The organism is Chryseobacterium sp. MHB01, assembly GCF_034651565.1.
GTDB classification, from domain to species: domain Bacteria; phylum Bacteroidota; class Bacteroidia; order Flavobacteriales; family Weeksellaceae; genus Chryseobacterium; species Chryseobacterium nepalense.
This window is the reverse complement of record NZ_JAYEDA010000008.1, coordinates 47,769-63,199: the sequence shown is the minus strand read 5'-3', so window position 1 is coordinate 63,199 and position 15,431 is coordinate 47,769. Positions and strand designations below refer to the sequence as shown.

The 15,431-nt window shown below is 36.3% G+C and carries 13 protein-coding genes; 4 read left to right on the top strand and 9 right to left on the bottom strand.

Annotated features, from left to right (window positions below):
• Positions 1-28: 28 nt before the first annotated feature.
• Positions 29-2,269, bottom strand: a complete 2,241-nt coding sequence (locus U9K52_RS13825) for a TonB-dependent receptor (RefSeq protein WP_322927071.1) — start codon at positions 2,267-2,269, stop codon at positions 29-31.
• A gap of 226 nt (positions 2,270-2,495) precedes the next feature.
• On the opposite strand from U9K52_RS13825, the gene U9K52_RS13820 reads away from it, so the two are divergent.
• Positions 2,496-2,999 (top strand): superoxide dismutase family protein, encoded by a 504-nt coding sequence (locus tag U9K52_RS13820; protein WP_248389224.1) that lies wholly within the window; start codon positions 2,496-2,498, stop codon positions 2,997-2,999.
• A gap of 92 nt (positions 3,000-3,091) precedes the next feature.
• On the opposite strand, the gene U9K52_RS13815 is transcribed toward U9K52_RS13820, so the two are convergent.
• The gene (locus U9K52_RS13815) at positions 3,092-5,221 is read right to left on the bottom strand and encodes a carboxy terminal-processing peptidase (protein WP_323673803.1); all 2,130 of its coding nucleotides are present in this window, start codon (positions 5,219-5,221) and stop codon (positions 3,092-3,094) included.
• A gap of 146 nt (positions 5,222-5,367) precedes the next feature.
• Here U9K52_RS13815 and surE point away from each other — a divergent pair, with 146 nt between their 5' ends.
• Complete coding sequence (surE, locus tag U9K52_RS13810; protein ID WP_263601923.1) at positions 5,368-6,138, top strand: 5'/3'-nucleotidase SurE; 771 nt, start codon at positions 5,368-5,370, stop codon at positions 6,136-6,138.
• Between the two features lie 315 nt (positions 6,139-6,453).
• On the opposite strand, the gene U9K52_RS13805 is transcribed toward surE, so the two are convergent.
• From U9K52_RS13805 to U9K52_RS13795, 3 genes are read right to left on the bottom strand one after another with little or no spacing between them, the layout of a single operon-like run.
• Entirely contained in the window at positions 6,454-7,857 is a 1,404-nt protein-coding gene (locus tag U9K52_RS13805; RefSeq protein ID WP_322927069.1) for a radical SAM protein, read from the bottom strand.
• A gap of 9 nt (positions 7,858-7,866) precedes the next feature.
• Positions 7,867-8,100: a hypothetical protein gene (locus U9K52_RS13800; RefSeq protein WP_248389232.1), complete on the bottom strand. Its 234-nt coding sequence runs from the start codon at positions 8,098-8,100 to the stop codon at positions 7,867-7,869.
• A 9-nt stretch (positions 8,101-8,109) separates the two neighbouring features.
• A complete protein-coding gene (locus tag U9K52_RS13795; protein ID WP_248389234.1) occupies positions 8,110-8,856 on the bottom strand; it encodes a prolipoprotein diacylglyceryl transferase in 747 nt (248 codons plus the stop codon).
• A 399-nt stretch (positions 8,857-9,255) separates the two neighbouring features.
• Between U9K52_RS13795 and U9K52_RS13790 the strand changes: the two genes are divergently transcribed.
• Both U9K52_RS13790 and U9K52_RS13785 read left to right on the top strand, forming a co-directional pair.
• On the top strand, positions 9,256-10,296 hold the full coding sequence (locus U9K52_RS13790) for a GMP reductase (protein WP_248389238.1): 1,041 nt from the start codon (positions 9,256-9,258) through the stop codon (positions 10,294-10,296).
• A gap of 3 nt (positions 10,297-10,299) precedes the next feature.
• A complete protein-coding gene (locus U9K52_RS13785; RefSeq protein WP_322927068.1) occupies positions 10,300-11,034 on the top strand; it encodes a DUF1835 domain-containing protein in 735 nt (244 codons plus the stop codon).
• A gap of 3 nt (positions 11,035-11,037) precedes the next feature.
• Here U9K52_RS13785 and U9K52_RS13780 read toward each other — a convergent pair whose 3' ends face one another.
• The 4 genes from U9K52_RS13780 to rsmI form a co-directional block, all read right to left on the bottom strand.
• Complete coding sequence (locus tag U9K52_RS13780; protein WP_322927067.1) at positions 11,038-12,357, bottom strand: DUF6056 family protein; 1,320 nt, start codon at positions 12,355-12,357, stop codon at positions 11,038-11,040.
• Between the two features lie 4 nt (positions 12,358-12,361).
• Complete coding sequence (fabG, locus tag U9K52_RS13775) at positions 12,362-13,105, bottom strand: 3-oxoacyl-[acyl-carrier-protein] reductase (protein ID WP_248389241.1); 744 nt, start codon at positions 13,103-13,105, stop codon at positions 12,362-12,364.
• A 171-nt stretch (positions 13,106-13,276) separates the two neighbouring features.
• On the bottom strand, positions 13,277-14,752 hold the full coding sequence (locus tag U9K52_RS13770; protein WP_322927066.1) for a WG repeat-containing protein: 1,476 nt from the start codon (positions 14,750-14,752) through the stop codon (positions 13,277-13,279).
• Positions 14,753-15,427: a 16S rRNA (cytidine(1402)-2'-O)-methyltransferase gene (gene rsmI / locus U9K52_RS13765; RefSeq protein ID WP_263601918.1), complete on the bottom strand. Its 675-nt coding sequence runs from the start codon at positions 15,425-15,427 to the stop codon at positions 14,753-14,755.
• Positions 15,428-15,431 lie beyond the last annotated feature (4 nt).

Below are 15,431 nucleotides of genomic sequence, written 5' to 3'. Positions count from 1 at the left end.
AATAGTAATGTATTTAATGTAATTTTTATTATAAATTATTGTTGATGGCATCCTGTGTCTTATCAACCCCGAAACTGATGAAAGCTCCTATAAAAACGAAAGTATTTACTGGTGGGACTACCGCAGAACTTCTGTTTCCGTCCATTGAGAAATTATAACCGTAAACATTTTTTGAGCCTAATATATTTGATACACTTAAGACAAGCACCGTAAATGCTTTAGCATCTTTCTTCCCTAAATTCGGCAGATAATTAACACTGAAATTCAATGCACTGTAATCTTTAAGCCGACCTTCATGCCTTACAAAATATTCCTGTTCGCCATTTACATTTTGTGTCGCAATATCATAATACGGACGGCCTTTGGCATAGGTGTAAGAAAGATTAAACCCTGTTTTCCATTTTGGTACAAATCTTTTGGCCACCGCTGAAAGGGTGTGTTCAGAAGCAAAATTAGGTTTCAGACTTACCGGATAATTCATAAAATCTCTTTTTGAATCCAGATAAGAATAGCTGATCCAGTAATCGATGTTTTCAAAAGTCTTTTTATCTCTCCAGAATAGTTCAAGCCCTTTTGCAAAACCATAACCATTGTTGTTGTCAGCCGTCTGAATATACTGATTCTGTCCGTCAATATAATTCAGGTTTTTTACTTTGATCAGGTCATCATACTTTTTATAAAAAGCTTCCAGCCTAAGACTTCTTCCTTCTGTTGTTCTCTGCACCTGAAAAATATAATGCTGCGCTTTCTGAAAATCCAGATTAGCTGGTCCGTTGATGTATCTGCTTTCCGGATTCTGATAAAAAATACCATAAGCGAAAGAAGTAGTCCAGTCTTTTGCAAAGCGGTAGGCTAAAGCCACACGAGGCGCAATATTGCTTTGTTCAAGATACGAAGAGTATTCTGCCCTAACTCCTATTTTAGCTGATAAGTGATTGCTGAATCCAAGATCTGTTTCCACAAATGCGGAAGAAATCAGGTCTTTGTAATTTTTCTGAACAAAATCGTTAAAGCTGAGTTTTTCACTGGTTGCATTGAGCTCAAAACCTCCGCGCAACGCACTTATTTTATTTACTTTTCTTTCTAAAACGGTTTTAAAATTAATATAATTTCCGTCAGTCAAAAGTTTTGTATTCCCGTTTTCAACATTATTTTTTTCGGTTGAAAAATCAAGATCAGACTGGTTGAAGGAATAAGAAGTTCCCGCATTCAGCAAATATTTCCCGAATTTCTGTTTGAATGATAAATTATGATAGGTATTTTTTCCTTTCAGTTTTACCAGAGACCAATCATAATCTTCCGGCTCCAGGCTTTGGGTTTTTACTCCCATCCTGTTGGAATCGTACATTCCGTAATATTTGAAGAAACCTCCTGATTTTGTTTTAATTCTGAAATTAAAATCACCGTTGAAACTTTCCGGAGCTTCTGAAAAATCAGTATTAAAATTAAAAACATCCTGCATCAGCTTTAAGTTGGAATATCCTACGCTTGCTCCGAAAGATGAGTTTTTATTATCGGTAAGTCTTTGGAATCCTGCATTTAAAAATATGGGTGAAAATCCGAAATCATAAGAGCTCTGATCCGGAAGATCAACACTTTCCAGCATGAGCGCACCGGAAAGCGCCTGTCCGTACAAAGCAGAATATCCACCGCTTGAGAACACATTTCCTTTAAAAAGCGAAGTATTAAAACGGTCTCTACCTGCAATTCCCGGAACTGAATTCGAAAAATAATTGTTGATAAGACTTCCGTCCATAAAAATTCTGGATTCTGTTCCCGTGCCTCCACGGATAAAAAGACCTTCTGTTTCACCCACTTTCTGAACTCCAGGCAGATAGTTTAATGCTGAAGAAATCTGTCCGTCTGCTCCGGCCGTTGTGTATATATCGATGGGCGTCAAAAGCGCTGTTGCTCTTTTTTTGTCGCTGGCCTCAATAGAACCCGCGGATACAACAACGGCATCAATTTCATTGATCTGTTCCTTCAGCTCAGCATTCACGGAAACTTCCTTATTTTCAATGACAATTGACTTTTCAACTTCAATGTATTTGGGATGCGAAAACACTAATATCTGATTTCCTTTTTCTGAAGTTTCAAAAGAAAAGTTTCCGCTGGAATCACTTGTTGCTCCGTCATAGGTGTTTTTTAAGCTTACATTTACCTCAGCCACTCCTTTATTTTTGTAGGTTATCCTTCCGGAAATTTTTGTCTGAGCCATGCTTACGGCAAAAGACAAAAGAGTAACAAGAAATAATAGTTTTGTTTTCATAGCTTTTATTTTCGATTCAAAAGTAAGATGAATTTTCACCTGATATAAATTTTTCTTACCGAATGGTAGAATTTGAATTCTGAACCGTTGGTTTTGGTTTAAAGGCCGGAAAAGACTTTAGAAAAAAGAATCTTTTACTGCTATTTTCAAAAAGATCCTGAATTCGTAAGGTGTATCCGTAAATGTTTTTTAAATTTAACCTAAAATCACTTTAAATCATTTAAAAATGAAAGCTAAAACATTATCATTATTGGCAGCGGGTGCTCTGTTTGTAGTTTCGTGCGGAACGACAAACACGTACCAAATCATGTCTAAAAGCAACACACAAACCGGCGGAACGGCAAAATTTACCCAAAAGGGCGATGAAGTTGTTATGAAGCTGGATGTAACCAATCTTACTCCGGGAATTCATGCGGTACACATTCACGAAAAAGGTGACTGCTCTGCAGCAGACGGAACTTCTACAGGAGGGCACTGGAATCCGGCCAAGGACGATCACGGAAAATGGGGAGCCGAACATTTCCATATGGGAGATATCGGAAACCTTACTGCCGATCAGAACGGAAACGCCATGCTGACTTTCAAAACCGACAAATGGTGTCTGGGATGTACAGATGAATCTAAAAATATAATCGGAAAAGGAATGATTATTCATGCTTCCGCAGACGATTTTCATACGCAGCCTACGGGAAATGCAGGCGGAAGAGTGGGATGTATAGAGATTAAATAAAGCCTTAATTCAATAAAAAAACCGTTGCCTTCGAGAACCTCAGGCAACGGTTTTTTTGTGCTATTTTGTTACCGGCTTCGCCGATTCAAATTTTAAGATTTTACATTCATATCTGCGATGATGTTCATCGCTTCCTGAAGATAAAGGTCTTTTTTAAGATTTTTGATCCAGATTTCAGATTTCTTTTTGAAAGCTTCATCCTTTTTCTCTCTTTCTATTTCATTAGGATACATCAAAAACTGAAGTCCGTTTTCAAATTTAGTTAGAGACTTGAATTTTTCAATCTGAGCTTTTCTTTGTTTCGTAACCTCATTGAACTTATCAATATTCAAAGTAATAGATTCTTCCTTGTCCAGTTGTTCTCTCCATTGTGCGGATTCAAGCAGTAATTGGTATTTGGCATTTTTCGCCATTCTGTCTGCACTTGCTTTTTCCAAAGCCTGAATATTGAAATAATTAAGTTTCTGGAAGTTGGTGGAAGGTATTTTATCCCAAGCTAAAGCATAATCATCATATCGCTCTCCTATTTCAGCATAGGTAAAGAAATCTTTCATTTGTATATCGGAAACAATCCCTTTTCTCTGGGTAGATTCGCCGGTAATTCTATAGAATTTCTGAATAGTAAGCTTTAAAGATCCGAAATCATCTTCTGTATTTAAGAATCTGTTAAGATCCACAAAAGTCTGTACCGTTCCCTTTCCGAATGACTGTGGAGATCCGATAATCATTGCTCTTCCGTAATCCTGCATTACTCCGGCAAGAATTTCCGAAGCCGAAGCGGAAAGCTCATTCTGCATGATCACCAACGGACCCGTCCAGATTGGTGCTTCCTGTTTGTTTTTAAGGGTCTGGATTTTTCCGTTTCCGTCTTTTACCTGAACATAAGGTCCTGCATCCATGAAAAGTCCCATAATATCCCCTACTTCGGTAAGAGATCCTCCTCCATTATTTCTAAGGTCGAGAACAATCCCTTCAATATTCTGCTGTTTTAGCTTAATGATCTCATTTTTAATATCATCAGAAGCATTTCTTCCGTTTGGATTTTCAAAATCTGCGTTGAAGCTTGGTAAATTAATGAACCCATATTTTTTTCCGTTCGGAGAATTGATGACAATACTTCTTGCGAAGGTATCTTCTATTGCAACTTCTTCCCGGATCATCGTTACATCTTTAATCGTTCCGTCTTTTTTCTGAACAGTTAACGTTACCGGTGTTCCTTTTTCCCCTCTGATCAATCGTACCGCTTCATCGGAAAGCATTCCGACAACGTTTACCGCATCTTCCTTAGGTTTAGACTTTACCTTTAAAATTTTATCCCCTTCTGAAAGCTGTTTGGACTTCCAGGCCGGTGCTCCTATAGTTAAAGCACCCAGATACAGATTCCCTTTTTTCTCCTGGATGATTGCCCCGATTCCGATTACTTTTCCTGTAAAATTGGTATCGAAGTCTTCTTTATCTTTCGGTGAGTAGTAATTGGTATGAGGATCGAAAACCTCGGTATAAGCATTCATATAAACGGTAAACCAATCCATTTTCTTTCTCTTTTTAAATCTCGTAAAGGTTTCTTTTACAAGATCTTTCACCTCATCCGTTGCTTTTTTAATTTTCTGATCCGGTGCAATAGGCTCGTACTTGATCGTATCTTTCAGCTTATATTTCTGAACAGAATCTTTCTTTTCCTTCTGCGCTTCCTCTTTGCTGTTCATGGATTCAATTTCCTGAAGAATATTGTATTTAATGAATTTTTTCCACTCATTATACATTTCCTCTTTGTTTGCAGGAGCTTTTTTAATTTTCGGTTCAAGGATCAGTGATTCGTCTTCATGAAGGTTGATCGGTTTACTGAAAATATCCTGTGTCATTTTATCGATTTCATCAGCACGCTGGTATAATCTGTCGACCGTAAGTTTGTAAAACGTAAGATCTCCCAGATTAATATAATCATCAAGTTTGGTTTCGTGCTTTGAGAATTCATCCATATCCGATTGCAGGAAATATCTTTTGCCCGGATCTACCAATTCGAAGTAATGCTTATAAACATCTTTGGAATACGCATCGTTAATTGGTTTTGGGCTGTAATGCAAATAAGAAAGTGTATTTTTTACGCTCACCATTATCGTCTGCATCTTTTCATCATCATTTTTAGGCGAGTTGAAACAAAACATTAGACTTGTTAATGGAATTAGGAGTAAAAATTTATTTAGCTTAAAATTTTTCCACATAAATCTGTAATGTATTTTATTAATTTTTTAAAAAAGTATTTTAATAAGTAGTAATTTTTAATTAACTGTTACAAATTATCAAATTTAATACCTTCTTTACAAATATCAGATAGTTTTAAGTATTTTTGTTAAAATTTAATTTTAATATGGAAAAACCACTTATTCTGGTTACTAATGACGACGGGATTACAGCACCTGGTATCAGAAATCTTGTAAGTTTTATGAACGAAATCGGAGAAGTAGTTGTTGTAGCACCGAACTCTCCACAAAGTGGTAAAGGTCACGCCATTACCATCAATTCTACCCTCAGCTACGAAGAAGTTCACCTGGAAGGGCCGCAAAAAGATTTTTCCTGCAGCGGAACTCCTGTAGACTGTGTCAAGATGGCACTTGATAAGATATTGCCGAGAAGACCGGATATTGTAGTTTCCGGGATCAATCACGGTGCCAATTCTTCTATTAATGTTATTTACTCCGGGACGATGTCTGCGGCGGTAGAAGCAGGTGTAGAAAATCTTCCGGCGATCGGTTTTTCACTACTTGATTTCAGCTGGGAAGCAGATTTTACACAAGCAAAAGAATACATTCAGAATATTGTTAAAAGAACCCTGGAAAACCCAATGCCTAAAGGTGTTGTTTTAAATGTAAATATTCCGAAGCTTTTAAAAGAAGAAATAAAAGGCGTTAAAGTCTGCAAACAGGCTCATGCCAAATGGGAAGAAAGCTTTGACGAAAGGGTAAATCCCCACGGAAAAAAATACTACTGGCTTACCGGATATTTCAATAATATGGATGAATCTGAAGATGCGGACGAAACAGCTCTGGCTAACGGCTACATTTCCATTGTTCCCGTAAAATTCGACCTTACGGCGTATGAGTATATGAATACACTGAGTGAAGTAATGAAGTTTGATTAAATCTAAATATTGAGGCGTAAATTTATTTTACGCCTTATTTTTTGTCCTTTTGTCTTGAAATCGAAGATTCGACGTCGTCAAACAAAAGAACGAAAAGTTTAAGACTTGGGAACTTTTGCTAAAAATTAATTCTATTCTCTAAAAATTCTAAAACTCGCGCGAATTTAAGATTTGTTCTTCGGTTCAAATAGTTATCTCGCGTCAAACATTAGAATTTTTGACGTTCACAGAATTAATTTTCTTAACGCTCCATTTCCCTATGTCATATTAATTCATAAATAGCTGTGAAAATTTGTACAAATCTGTGAAGAAAAATTAAAATAAAACTCTATCCTCCCTCCTCAATTCTTCCAGATACTTAACCTTATCATCGCGATAAAATAGATTCATGGTTTCAAAAGGAATTAATTTCAGGTCTTTGTTGACAATATGCACGCAGGATTTCTTTACAGCCCGGACATCAAAATCGTGAGCATCCATAAAATTCATGATGATAATTCTGAAAAGATTATCATAATCGAGATTAGGAGCAGAAACATCGGGAAGACAGCATAATAACTGATTCACTTTAGGTTTTACTTTATCCACAGAAATTCCGGTGCTGAAAATATCCAGCAACTGCATCTGAAGGCCGGTATCCTGCTCGTAGACGATTGTGTTTTTCGTTTCATTGTTCAGGAGATCAGCAGGATTGATGTATCGTGTTAAAGGAATAATTTCGCCTTCCAGTTTCAGAATATAGCCCATTGCCAAAGCATCCGGATTACACGGAACAGGAATAATATCATCAGAATTCAGAAGTGGAAACTGGTTTAAAATTTCCTGCCTTACTTCGGTCAAGGTAATTTTTTCATGTGCCGAATCATCACGGTTTCTTCCGGCAATTTCTACGGGCTGAAAGGTAATTCCGCGAACGCATTTTTGTTTTAAGGCAAAATCAATAATTTTTCCGATCTCATCAATATTCTTCCCTTTCTGAAGTACAATAACAAGTGTTGTGGAAAGATTTAAGGCATTTAATTTTTCCAAAGCTTTCATCCGGACATTGGTAAGATCTTTTCCCCTGAAATCTTCCAGAACTTCCGGTTTAAAAGAATCAAACTGAAGATAAATTTCAAATTCCGGAGCGTAGGTAGCCAGTTTTTCTGCAAATCCCGGATCATTGGCAATTCGTACACCATTGGTATTCAGCATTAAGTGCTTAATCGGTTTTGATTTGGCAATATCCATGATTTTAAAAAACTCAGGATGAATGGTTGGCTCGCCTCCGCTGATCTGGACAACATCCGGCTCTCCTTCATTTTTAACAATGATATCGAACATCGCTTCAATTTCTTCCAGACTTCTGTGGCTTCCGTAATGGGGCGAAGACATCGCATAACAGGTCGGACAGGTGAGATTGCAACGGTCGGTGACTTCCACAATAGACAGGCAGCTATGTTGCTCATGATCAACACATAAACCACAATCATAAGGACAGCCAAATTCCACATCGGTTCCAAAATGAACCGGCGTTTCCGAAGCTTTATTGTAATTTCTGATATTTTTATAATACTGAACATCAGAAGCAATTTTTGTTTTGAAAAATCCGTGATCAGGGCATCTTTTGGTCATGAAAACCGCTTCATCTTCAATAATGATCTTTGCGCCTACTCTTTTCAGGCATTCCGGGCAAAGACTGATGGTATAGTCGTAATAGGTATAGTTTCTTACTGGCATAATTTATTTTTACATTCCTCCACAGACGAAGCCACTGATCAGCCCGCCAACAAGCATTGATATTAAAACTGTTTTCCAGAACTGTTTACTCGTAAATTTTCTTTTATTATCCCATTCGTAAATGATCTGTACAAAAGCTGCTACAAAGACTGAAACAACCAAAAGTACAACTAAAATGATTGCTATTATGAATATAACTAAGCCAGTGAGATCTCCAACTTCAAGTAATGTTAATAATTTCATGAGTAATATTTAACGTGAATTTACAATTTTCGCTGATTTAAGCTTAAAGAAATAATAAAAAATTATAGCAATACACACCAACTGTATTGTTCCAAGTCCTGCAATGATATCTACTTTAGGCTTGATAAAATCCAGCATAAATCTGAAGCTGAAGTAACAAATCATAAATAACTGAAAGATAAATCCTGACGGAAATTTATTTTTTTTCTTAATTATTTTTAAAACAATCCACAAAACAATAAGGAAAACAATTTCATATAGAGCAACAGGATGTCTCAGATACTGATCTCCCAGATGCATTCCAAAAAAAGAATCTGTAGGAATACCATATGTTTCTTCATGAATTCCTGTAAGAAAGCAGCCTATTCTTCCGATAATCATTGCTAGAATTAATGGAAAGACAATCAGATCTCCTGTGCTTTCTTTATGGCCGATAATTTTTTTTGCCCATTCTACTCCAATTAATCCAAAAGCCAGTCCGCCAACAATCGTATTATTTGTCCAAAATCTTTTGAAGCTAAAATTTTCAAAAAGAGTGTATGGATTTTCTAAATTTCCAATTAGTTTGGAACCTATTAAGGCTCCCGCTGTAGCTCCTATTAAAACAGCTGCAGAAGTATTGAAAGACATCTTTTCAGCGGACTTTCTTTTTAAATAAAAATAATAGCGCATACCGATGAAAATTCCTGCCGCTTCAAAAAGCGGATGTGCAAGGATTGCTTTATCAAAAATGTTGAAGGTTACAGGAAAATCCATGGCTTCAAATGTATTGCTTTTTAAAATATATACAGGAATTCTTCTTAATTTTCATACCAAATTCATTTCCTGATGCTGATAATTCATCCTTTCGGCATGGTAAACGAGCCTTTTTGCATGGAAATTGAGCCTATTAGGTTCGTCAGTGAACCTTTTTGCTTCGTCATCCACCCTTTTTGCATGGTTAACCACCCTTTTAGGCTCATCAATGACCCAACTTACATTGATATTCAAGCTTTTTGCTTCGTTCACGATCCTTTTTAGGTGATTAATCCTATTTCTGCTTGCAAATGTTATTTCAGAATGTGGATTTATAAGGAATTTCTATTAATCTGAGCTAATTTAAAATTTAAAATCAATCTTTTTCCTTATTTTTATTTAAATATAATTTTCCAAATTATGAGAATAGAATATGATATAAAACTGGGTTTTAAGGATGTGATGTTTCGCCCGAAACGTTCCACGTTAAAATCCCGTTCGGAAGTTGACCTGGAAAGAGAATTTATCTTCAGACACACCCGAAAAAAATGGAGCGGTGTTCCTGTAATTGCCGCCAACATGGATACAGTAGGAACATTTGAGATGGCCGTGGAGCTTGCCAAGGATAAAATCATTACCGCAATTCACAAACATTATACACCCGAAGAATGGACTTCTTTTCTGGATTCGCAGCCGGACAGTATTCATCAATATATTGCATTAAGCACCGGAACCGGTAAATCTGATGAAGAAAAAATTCGCACGATCCTTGAAAAGCATCCAAAAATCGAGTTTCTCTGTATTGATGTGGCCAATGGTTATTCGGAGCATTTTGTTGAATTTGTGAAGAATGCAAGGGCCAATTTTCCCGATAAAATCATCATTGCCGGTAATGTGGTTACCGGAGAAATGGTGGAAGAACTTCTTCTGGTAGGTGCCGACATCATTAAAGTGGGAATAGGCCCCGGATCTGTATGTACAACCAGAGTAAAGACCGGCGTGGGATATCCCCAGCTTTCAGCGATAATTGAATGTGCCGATGCAGCGCATGGATTAAAGGGACACATTATTGCAGACGGCGGCTGTAAAGTTCCCGGAGATGTGGCTAAAGCTTTTGGTGGAGGAGCCGATTTTGTGATGTTGGGCGGAATGTTTGCAGGACATGATGAAAGTGGCGGTGAAATCGTTGAAGAAAATGGGAAAAAATTCCGTCTCTTTTATGGGATGAGTTCGAAAACAGCGATGGATAAACATTCCGGAGGTGTTGCGGAATACAGAGCATCGGAAGGAAAAACGGTTAAAGTTCCTTACAAAGGTCCGGTTTCAGAGACCGTAAAAGATATTCTGGGCGGCGTCCGTTCTACCTGTACTTATGTAGGAGCATCCACATTGAAAGAGCTGTCTAAAAGAACTACTTTTATCAGAGTTCAGGAGCAGGAAAACCAGGTATTCAAAGATTAGATCTTGAGAGCTACATTTAATATTACCAACGGAGATTATCTCGCCGGAAGATTGAATCAAACAATAATTTCGGGCGAGATAATTATCTGTAGAGAAGCCTTGGTTACAGGACCTTTACAGGCTGATCATCCGGATGAATTCTGGAAAATGCGGGCAGAATTTATTTCCGAAAATTATTCTGATAAAAAAGAGAATTATTATCATAAAGTCGTCTCCGAATTTGAAAAGATGAAAAATATTCCGGACCATTCTGAAGTGAATCTCTGGTTTGAAGATGATCTTTTTTGCCAGGTGAATCTGTGGTTTTGCCTGACCTTACTTCCCAAAGACAGAAATATAAAAATTTACAGAGTTTTTCCAAAAAATTTATTAGAAAACAAGTGGGAAGGATTTTCGGATTCAAATGATATGGATTTGCAGGAGGCCTGGAAATCGAAAATTTTATTTGATCAGAAAGACATTGATCTGGGATGCGATTTGTGGAAAGCATATCAAAGTAACGATCGCAATACATTAAAGCAACTTTCTCTTCATCCATCAGACTGTTTTCGTTTTTTGAAAGAGTTGATCCGTGTTTATCAGAATGTTAATCCTGAAACTTTTGTCAGAGATTTAATGGAAAACGAAACGATGAATTTCAATGCTGTTTTTGAAAAATTTCGAAATGAACTGGGAATTTTTGGGTATGGAGATCTTCAGGTAAAACAGTTTTATGATAAAATTCTCGGAGAAAAGTAAATATTATTTCGTCCTGATGTATTTTTTGTTAAAATATCTCTCCAGCTGCATGCTTACATAATCTCTGGTTTCGCTTACAGAAGACATTTCATCAAAATATAATACAACAGGCACTGTTTTTATTTTATCTACAACAACAGAATCTGATGGTGTTGTTTTTAAAATATGAACTCTTTCGCTTATTTCCCTGTCATAGGCTTTTAAATCTGTGTACAATATCTCTTTAGCGATGGTATTGATATTAAAACTGATATTAAAATTCTTATATTTCTCAGGAAAAAAGTTGGTTTGCGGCAGTAACATAATAATCATACTAAAAATCCAGAATTTTTTGATCTTCCCAAACCTCATATATAGTATCACCGATGAACTTAGCAGCCAGAAAAAGATAATATTTTCGAACTGTCTTCCGATACTGTTCATGATAAATCCTAAGAACAGTAATGGTAAAAAAGAGATCATCCAAATGATTATAAGTTTTTTGAAATCATACCGGTCTGTTATTTCGGCCAGTTCTTTTTCAAAAATTTTAATAAATAATGGAATTACAATAGCTGTTTTGATAACAATATAAGTTGTATCCGCTCCGAAATATATGATTCTCTTAAACCATTTCACGTAAAAAACATCCTGAGATTCAGTCATTCTCTGAAAATTTCCCGGGGCAAGAAATGAAATTAAAATGCCTGATAAACCAACCATTAACATTATTCTTGCTCTGGCTGACTTATTTTGAGTGTTCCAATATATTATCATCCCGAATACAATCAGTGCAAGAATTTCATTGGAGCCCATTAAAATGAAAATGAGTAACAGAACCAGGCCGTACCACATTTTTTTATTTGTATCGTTATATTTCTTGCAGGAAAACACCAAAAGTCCCGATATAATAACCGGCAAAAAATATACATTGGATCCGGTAAACCAAAAGAAATGCTCTGAAATGTTCGTTAAAATAACAGTATAAAATAAAAATAAGGCGACCCCTTTACCAAGTGCCTGCAGCCAGGAATACTTAAAAAACTCTTTAAAATTAAGTGCTGAAACAGCTATGAAAGAAAAGATGAGAAAAACAGGATAAATTTTAGGCAAAATATTTTCCGGATCTTTGGAAAGTGGGATCAGCATATTGTAACCATATCCGAAATAGCGCCCTCCCCAATTCAGATAGAATTCCTGCATATTTCCAATAAATCCTAATTTTCCGGTAGTATATGCATAAATATAATCATCGGTCTGATATACATTAAAATAAGAAATATATACCAGACCGATGATCAATATAATGGAAAAAAATGCAGTAACAGAATATACTGACTTCATTTTTTTACGTTAATAAACCGCCGTCTACGTTCAGAGTCTGACCCGTGATGTACGATGCCATTTCACTTCCTAAAAACACGCAGGCATTGGCAATATCTTTTGTCTGACCTAATTTTTTCATAGGAATAGCTTCGTTCCATTTGTCTTTTGCCTTATCATCAAGCGCATCTGTCATTTCAGTCTGGATAAAGCCCGGAGCAATAGCATTGCAACGGATATTTCTGGAACCTAATTCAAGCGCTACAGATTTTGTAAACCCGATAACACCGGCTTTTGAGGCCGCATAATTCGCCTGTCCCGCGTTCCCGCTAATTCCAACTACGGAAGTCATATTGATAATAGAACCTTCTTTTGCCTTCATCATAGGCTTGATTACGGCTTTTGTAAGATTAAATACAGAATCAAGATTTACATTGATTACTTTATCCCAGTCTTCTTTTGACATTCTCAACAACAGATTATCTTTTGTGATACCGGCATTGTTGATCAGGATATCAATTTTCCCGAATTCTTTCAGAACTTCGTCTACCAATGTTTGAGCAGCATCAAAATCCGATGCATCAGACTGATATCCCTTAATTTGAGTTACAGAACTTAAAGTGGCTTCTAATTCCTTAGCTTTGTCTACAGATCCGGCATAAGTAAAAGCGATCTTTGCTCCCTGCTGGGCATACATTTCAGCGATTCCTTTTCCGATTCCTCTTGTAGCTCCCGTTATTAGCGCTACTTTTCCTTCTAATAGTTTCATATATGACAATTATTTTCTTTAACCAATTAGCCTTTTGAAGGTTGGCTAATATATACATTATTTAATTTTATCCGAATAAAACAGTGCGCAAAGATATTACAAAATGTTATTCATTGCATTTTAAATCGCGATTTTAATGAAATTTATTCTCTGTTTTTTATCATAATATGATTATTCAATAAAATTCTTTTCATTCTGTTCTGTAAAATAAATAAATTGAAAATCCTTTCCTTTCATCAATTTTATCCCTTTTTTATCCTGAACGTATTTATCAAAAACCACTTCTGCCAAAGGTTCATTTTTATGGTTGGAAATTCCGAATTTATTGCCTTTTCTTATCACAAATTCATTGGCTCCCGAAAAGGTAATGATATCATCATATACAAAAGGAATAATTTCTTTGCCGTTTTCATTGAGAACTCCGTAGAAATTATCGGCATTTTTCCCTATGATCATGGGATACATTTCCAAAGGTTTAATCTCTTTCAAACCTTTCAATTCTATGTATTCTCCGTCTTTTGGTGAAAATTTGTAGTAGTTATTATCTTTATTTAAAATAATGGTATTCGGAAATATTTTTTCAATTTCATAATTTTCCTTGAGGATATTTTTTAAATTTTTATCTACAATTGTTTCTTCATCGTTTTTTCTTAGATAAATATATTTTTCTCCGGCGATGGTAAGTCCTTCCACCCGGTCATATTCTTTAGGAAAAACAACTTCTCCGGATAAGCGAACCACTGCAGCTTTAGGATTGTTCTGATCCTGAGATGTTTTAAACAAACCGTTAAAAAGAGGGTTTACGTATTGATAATCAAGATCGTAAACCTTCCCTTCCTTCTTTGAAAAAATACTTACTTTATCATCTTTGGTAAGATAGATATATTCTCTTCCTACGAAAGCCTGATCATATATTTCATCCGCAATAACTTTTTCCGTGTCATTAATAATTCCGTACCGGTTTTTTGCGGCATCAAGCGTTACAAGGAACGGAAATGCATTGATATTGTCTACGTTATGATCTGAAATTTTAGTTAGCGTTTTCCCGTTATTATCAATAATTTCACCGGATTTTTCACCTGTAGAAATATAAGTACGTCCTTTATAAAATCTAAGATCGGTAGTAAATGCTCTGTCTGAAACCTGTTTGCCGTCAAAATCGTAAATAAACCAACTTCCGTTTATCTTAACAAAAAATCTGTTTTCGCTGCCGAATTCTATTTTCTCCGAAAAAGGGATAATCTGTTTTCCGTTGAAGTCATAAACACATTCTTTTCCTTGTTTTGTACAGATCAGGCGGTCTTTATTTTCCCATGTCCTGAACCTGAAGTTTTCAAGAGGAATAAGTTCACTTCCTTTTTCATCAATAAGAGCTGTTTTTCCTGTGGAATTCCCTGATTTAACCTTAAGGATAAACCTGTCTTTCCAAAGCCTTGATATTTCGCTTTTAAAAGGATAACTAAAAATAATATTTCCTAAAGAATCTACGATTCCGGATGTTCCGGTTTTGGCATCGCCGATCATTCCGTAACCTTTCGTGTAGGAACGCACTTCTTTGCCCAGCTTTTTTGTTAAGAGTATCTGTTTATACTGATCCGTCTGTCCGAGGCAAACCGACGAAAACAGCACGAAAATTAGTTTTTTCAATTAAATGGAATTATTTACGATGAGAACAATCTCACCTTTTAAGGTTTTGCTTTTAGAAAATTCAATAAGTTCAATAATTGTTCCGCGTTTGGTTTCTTCAAATTTTTTTGAGATTTCCCTGCTCAGGCTTACTTTCGTGTTTTCTCCGAAAAATTCTTTGATCTGTTCCAGCGTAGTATTGATTTTATGGGGACTTTCATAGAGAACAATCGTCTTTTTTTCTTCTGCCAGCTGCTTCAGTTTGGTCTGCCTGCCTTTTTTCTGCGGGAGAAATCCTGCGAAAAGAAATTCGTTATTGGGAAGTCCGGAAACTACTAAAGCCGGAACAAAGGCTGTGGCTCCCGGAAGACAGATCATATCAATATGATGATCTGCGCCTGCTTTTGCCAGTAAATAACCGGGATCCGAAATTCCGGGAGTTCCTGCATCGGTGATAATGGCAATATTCTGACCGCTTTTCAGATCAGCGATCACTTTATCCGTTGCCTGATGTTCATTATGAAGATGATACGATTTTAAAGGTTTGGAAATCTCGAAATGCTTCAGAAGAATTCCGGAAGTTCTGGTGTCTTCACATAGTATATAATCTACTTCTTTTAAAACACTTACTGCTCTGTAAGTCATATCCTCAAGGTTCCCGATCGGTGTGGGAACAAAATATAGAATTCCGCTCAAAATT

Bases quoted from the DNA above. Each gene is read 5' to 3' on its own strand.
- U9K52_RS13825 (WP_322927071.1), bottom strand. From the start codon at position 2,269: ATGAAAACAAAACTATTATTTCTTGTTACTCTTTTGTCTTTTGCCGTA.
- U9K52_RS13820 (WP_248389224.1), top strand. From the start codon at position 2,496: ATGAAAGCTAAAACATTATCATTATTGGCAGCGGGTGCTCTGTTTGTA.
- U9K52_RS13815 (WP_323673803.1), bottom strand. From the start codon at position 5,221: ATGTGGAAAAATTTTAAGCTAAATAAATTTTTACTCCTAATTCCATTA.
- surE (WP_263601923.1), top strand. From the start codon at position 5,368: ATGGAAAAACCACTTATTCTGGTTACTAATGACGACGGGATTACAGCA.
- U9K52_RS13805 (WP_322927069.1), bottom strand. From the start codon at position 7,857: ATGCCAGTAAGAAACTATACCTATTACGACTATACCATCAGTCTTTGC.
- U9K52_RS13800 (WP_248389232.1), bottom strand. From the start codon at position 8,100: ATGAAATTATTAACATTACTTGAAGTTGGAGATCTCACTGGCTTAGTT.
- U9K52_RS13795 (WP_248389234.1), bottom strand. From the start codon at position 8,856: ATGGATTTTCCTGTAACCTTCAACATTTTTGATAAAGCAATCCTTGCA.
- U9K52_RS13790 (WP_248389238.1), top strand. From the start codon at position 9,256: ATGAGAATAGAATATGATATAAAACTGGGTTTTAAGGATGTGATGTTT.
- U9K52_RS13780 (WP_322927067.1), bottom strand. From the start codon at position 12,357: ATGAAGTCAGTATATTCTGTTACTGCATTTTTTTCCATTATATTGATC.
- fabG (WP_248389241.1), bottom strand. From the start codon at position 13,105: ATGAAACTATTAGAAGGAAAAGTAGCGCTAATAACGGGAGCTACAAGA.